This is a genomic window from Roseovarius sp. (assembly GCF_018066915.1).
GTDB lineage: Bacteria > Pseudomonadota > Alphaproteobacteria > Rhodobacterales > Rhodobacteraceae > Roseovarius.
The window spans coordinates 1-5112 of sequence record NZ_JAGPVV010000144.1 but is presented as its reverse complement, the minus strand read 5'-3'; the positions used below and the strand labels follow the sequence as shown (position 1 = coordinate 5112).

The window sequence follows — 5112 nt, the reverse complement described above, 5'->3', positions numbered from 1 at the left end:
GCCCGAAGTCAGCTCCCCCCCGCTCGTGTCATAGACATGGTTCAGCCGTCGGGGCAGGAGCGCATGCGCCGAACTCACATAAGCATAGCGCCGGTTCCATTTCACCAGAGGCACCTTGCCCATGGTCGGTGCGCGGCGCGGATCGCTGGCAAAGAACATCCGGGCGCGTGGGCCGCCCTGAATCCACAGGTTCTGCAAATCCGCCTTGCGGCGCATTGCATAATTGCCTGCGTCGAACCAACAGAGCGCCTGAAAAGGGTCTGTTCCGGCCTGATAAGTATATTCCGACAACCGACCTTGGGGATACATGTCGAGCATCAGCGCGCCAAAAGAGCGACGCTTTTGCCCCTCTAGCCAGTCACAGAGCGCGGGCAGGGCCCGCGTGTCGTGATAAGGGTAGATCAGGCATTCATCGGCATCGAGGGTCAGGCACCAATGGCCGTGGCCATATTTCATCTGCAACCACGTCAGCCAATCGACCCCAAAGCGGGATAGCTTGTAGCTGTGGCCTGTGCTCCAGAGCGAGACATCGGGTTGCGCGGCCAAATACTCACGCGTGCCATCGTCGCTGGCATTATCGACCATCAGGAAATGCCGCACGCCAAGGTTCCGGTGATGCGCGAGGAAATAGGGCAGGCGCAGCGCCTCGTTCCGCACTGTGCTGAAGCAGAGGATGTCGTCGGGCCTGATCTGGGCGGTTTCGTCACGAACACAGCGCAATTGCCGTCTTTTGCGAAAGCTGCGCCAAAGCAGACGCCGCCGCTTCCATCGCAGGCGATAGGCCATCGCCAGATCGCTGATCCTCTCGCCTCTGCCCATGCGGTCCCCGTGATCCCCCAAGCGGCAGCGTCAGCGCTATTTGTCGTAATGTCCAGTCTGATGCCAGCGCCAGGCGTCCCCGATCATCTGTGCGAGGGTCGAGCGTTTCGGCTGCCAGCCCAGCTCTGCCGCGGCGCGGGTCGATCCCGAAACAAGCCGCGTGCAATCGCCGGGCCGCCGCGCGCCTTCGACCACGGGCACGGCGCGGTTGGTCACGGCCGCCGATTGGTTGATCACCTCGCGCACGGAAAAACCGGTGCCGGTTCCAAGGTTGAAAACGCGGCTGCCTTTGCCTGACTCCAACCATTTTAGGCCAAGCACATGGGCATCAACAAGATCACTGACATGCACATAATCGCGGATACAGGTGCCATCGGGCGTGTCGTAATCCGTGCCAAAGATCGTCAGTGCATCACGCTTGCCGTCGATTGCATCCAGCATCAGCGGGATGAGATGGGTTTCGGGTTGATGGAATTCACCGATCTCTGCCTCGGGGTCGGCACCCGCGACGTTGAAGTAGCGGAAAATCACATGGCGCAGACCATCGGCTGCCTCGAAATCGCGCAACATATCCTCTATCGCGCGTTTTGAGGCACCATAGGCGTTGATTGGATGCTGTGCGCAGCCCTCGTCAAGCAGCACGTTGTCCTGATCGCCATAGGTGGCGCAGGTCGAAGAAAAGACAAAGTCGAGACAGCCCGCCGCCACCGCCGCCTGAATCAGAGACAGCGACCCAGCCACGTTATTGTGCCAATAGAGACCCGGATCGCGCATGCTCTCGCCCACCTGGCTGAGGGCGGCGAAGTGCATCACGGCGGCGGGACGATAGGTGGCGAACACCTGATCCAGCCGCGCGCGATCTGTCAGATCGCCCTGCTCGAAGGGGCCGAATTTGACGGCGCCCTGCCAGCCGGTGCAAAGATTATCGTAAGTGACAGGCGTATAGCCTGCTGCCGCCAATGTCTTGCAGGCGTGGCTGCCGATATAGCCTGCCCCGCCTGTGACCAGAATATGCGTCACGAAAAGTCCTTTCGTGGTGTCTTACTGAGCCGCTTTTTCAGAGTGAACCACGTCCGAAATGTAATTCCAAAGCTCATCTCTCAAATCATCGCGCGCGAGGGCAAAGGCCACCGTTGCCTGCAAAAATCCTGCTTTAGAGCCGCAATCAAACCGCTGCCCCTGAAACCGGAAACCGTAGACCTCTTCACCATCTTCGCGTGCTGCGTCAATGGCATCGGTCAATTGGATTTCGCCACCTGCGCCCGCTTGTTTGCGGTTCAGTTTCTGCAAGACGGTGGGGGTCAGGATATAGCGACCGATCACCGCGAGGTTCGAGGGTGCTGTGCCTGCTGCCGGTTTCTCGACCATGCCTTTGGTCGACACGATGCTTCCCATATCCTCTTTGATGTCGAGAATACCGTAGGAACTCGTCATCGAATCCGGCACTTCCATCGCTGCTACGATATTGCCCTGAGTTTCTTCAAAGGCTTCGACCATCTGCGCAAGACAGGGCTTTTCGGCGGCAATCACATCATCCGGCAGGATCACGGCAAAAGGCTCGTTCGAGATGAGCCTGCGCGCGCACCAGACGGCATGGCCCAGACCCAGCGGCTTGTGCTGGCGCATATAGGCCACTTCGCCGCTGTCCATGTTGGTGGACTTGAGGATTTCGAGCAGGTCCTCTTTGCCCTTGCGGCGCAATTCGGCCTCAAGCTGCGGGGCATAGTCGAAATAATCCTCAAGCGCCCCTTTGCCGCGGGAGGTGATAAAGATGAATTCCTTGATCCCGGCGGCGCGTGCCTCGTCTATGGCGTATTGAACCAAGGGGCGATCAACCAGAGTCATGATTTCCTTGGGCACGGATTTTGTTGCGGGCAGAAATCGTGTTCCCAGTCCGGCGACCGGAAAGATAGCCTTGGTAACTTTGGTACGCATAGAATGCTCCTAGGATGCTTTTGTCCACCTTACACAACAGCGACGCCATTTGCATCGTGTTAAGGGGAAAATTGGCGAAATGTTGCGAATTGGCAGGGTATTTCTGAGCGGTTCTTAGCCCATGCCCATTTCTTGCATCATCGCCTCGATCCGGGGCACATCCTCGGGGTTGTTCAGCTCCCAGAATTGCCGTCCTTGTGCGGCAACCTCGACGCAGAGCACGGCGCGACCGCGTTCGAGGAATCGCAATTGCTCTAGTCCTTCGAGTTGTTCCAGCGGCCCCATGGGCCAAGTTGCATAGTCACGCAACGCTTGCGGGCGGTAGGCGTAAACGCCGACATGGTGAAAGACCGGGGTCGCCTCTTCCGGACCATAGCGCCGCGCCGTGAATGGAATCACCTCCTTGGAGAAGTAGAGGGCGCGCGCGCCTTGGCCAAACACAGCCGTGGTGCCGCCCACCCGACCTTTGGCGCGATCTTCGAGAAAGCCGTTGAGCGCGCGGCCCTCACAGCGCAGCACGGGCGTTGCCACCTCTGCCCCGCTATCCGCGCGCAGGCCTGTAATCAGATCCTCGACGAACCAATGCGGCGTGAGTGGTGCATCGCCTTGCAGGTTGACGATGATGTCATAGCCGCCGCCCATGACCTCGAGCGCTTCGGCGCAGCGTTCGGTGCCATTGCCACAGCTTTCAGAGGTCATCACCACCTCGGCACCGAATGACTCACAGGCCGCGCGAATACGCTCATCATCGGTGGCCACGACCACCCGGTCCACGCCCTGCACCTGACAGGCGGCCTCCCATGAGCGTTGGATCAGGCTCTTGGCCACGCCGGTGGCACCGGTCAGCGCCACAAGGGGTTTGCCCGGATAGCGGGTCGAGGCATAACGCGCGGGAATGACGATGACGACGCTCATCTCATGCTCCTTTCAGAGCCACGCCGGGGGCGAGGGCAATAAAGAACGGATTGGCAAAATCTGCCTTGCCATAGGTAAGCGGCTGATGATCCTCAAAGCGCACCACTAGCCCCCCGGCGCCGTTCAGCACCGCATGCCCGGCGGCGGTATCCCATTCCATCGTGCGCCCCAGACGCGGATAGAGATCGGCCTCGCCGGTCGCGACAAGGCAGAACTTGAGCGAGGAGCCCGCGCTCGTCATGTCCTTGACCGCGTATTTGCCGATATAATCGTCAGTGGCCTGATCCCGGTGCGATTTGCTCGCCACGACCATGAGCGCGGTATTGTCCGGTTGCGTCACGCGAACGGGTCGCAAAGTACCGGGCGTGTCCGATACAAACGGCCCCTCTTCCTCGACCGAGGTGCCATCGGCCAGCGTGTAGAACATGCGCCCCTTGGCGGGCGCATAGACCACGCCACGGGTCGGCACGCCCGCCTCGACATAGGCGATATTGACTGTGAAATCGCCGCGCCGGTTGATGAATTCCTTGGTTCCATCCAGCGGGTCGACAATCAAAAAGGTCTTGGCTGTCTCGCCATGCGACGCCGCCTGTTCCTCTGTCACCAGAGGAACCTCGGGGAATGCGGCGCGCAGGCCGGCAGAGATGATCGCATCCGCCGCCTCATCCGCCTCGGTCACGGGGCTTGCGTCGGACTTGACCTTGACCGCGAAATCATCCGCCTCGTAGATGTCCATGATCTTTGCCCCGGCTTCGAGCGCCAATGCGCGCATCACCGAAATCAGCTTGTCATACTCCAAATCGCCGCTCCTTTGCCGCCAAGACGCCACTTTGCGCCGTTAACCGATGGATTAAACCTGCGCCCTTATGATACGCTCTCGCAAGGACAGCAAGAAACCCGGACCATAAAATCAGAGGCCAGCGGCCCCGCGCCATGATCAAGACCACGCGCCCCAGATCGAGCCTGCATTCGGCAATCAACATTGCCGAGCTGATTTATCATGCCGCCGTGCGGGATGTGCGCAAGAGCGATGGCAACGCGATCGTGGCGCTTGTGAAGAATATCATGACTGTCGTGATCATGGTCCTCGCGTTTTACTTCATGTTCACGGTTCTTGGCCTGAAGAGCATGAAGATTCGCGGCGATTTCCTGTTGTTCATGATGTCCGGCATTTTCGTCTACATCACGCATATCAAGGCGATGAGCGCGGTCATGGGGGCGGAAGGACCGGCGTCTCCGATGATGCAGCATGCGCCGATGAACACGGTCATCGCGATCTGTTCCGCAGCCCTCAGTTCCCTCTACATTCAGGTTCTGTCGCTCTTCGTGGTTCTTTTTGTCTATCACGTGGGTTTTGTGCCGATCAGCATCTATCAGCCTATTCAGGCCTTTGGGATGATTCTGACCGCTTGGTTCACAGGCATATCCGTGGGGCTGGTCCTG

The 5112-nt window shown here is 59.4% G+C and carries 5 protein-coding genes and 1 pseudogene; 1 reads left to right on the top strand and 5 read right to left on the bottom strand.

What is annotated here, in order from left to right:
• The 5 genes from KBT70_RS07810 to cysQ form a co-directional block, all read right to left on the bottom strand.
• The coding region (locus KBT70_RS07810; RefSeq protein ID WP_296630840.1) for a glycosyltransferase family 2 protein at positions 1-819 on the bottom strand (819 nt) is incomplete at its 3' end.
• A gap of 36 nt (positions 820-855) precedes the next feature.
• Entirely contained in the window at positions 856-1839 is a 984-nt protein-coding gene (gene galE / locus KBT70_RS07805) for a UDP-glucose 4-epimerase GalE (protein ID WP_296630837.1), read from the bottom strand.
• Positions 1840-1860: 21 nt separating this feature from the next.
• A complete protein-coding gene (locus KBT70_RS07800; RefSeq protein ID WP_296630835.1) occupies positions 1861-2754 on the bottom strand; it encodes a UTP--glucose-1-phosphate uridylyltransferase in 894 nt (297 codons plus the stop codon).
• Between the two features lie 114 nt (positions 2755-2868).
• A complete protein-coding gene (locus tag KBT70_RS07795; protein ID WP_296630833.1) occupies positions 2869-3669 on the bottom strand; it encodes a manno-octulosonate cytidylyltransferase in 801 nt (266 codons plus the stop codon).
• A 1-nt stretch (position 3670) separates the two neighbouring features.
• Positions 3671-4468 carry a 3'(2'),5'-bisphosphate nucleotidase CysQ gene (cysQ, locus tag KBT70_RS07790; RefSeq protein WP_296630830.1) on the bottom strand — a complete coding sequence of 266 codons (798 nt, stop codon included), beginning with the start codon at positions 4466-4468 and terminating at the stop codon, positions 3671-3673.
• Positions 4469-4602: 134 nt separating this feature from the next.
• Between cysQ and KBT70_RS07785 the strand changes: the two are divergent.
• Positions 4603-5112, top strand: a pseudogene (locus KBT70_RS07785) (ABC transporter permease); the annotation flags it as partial.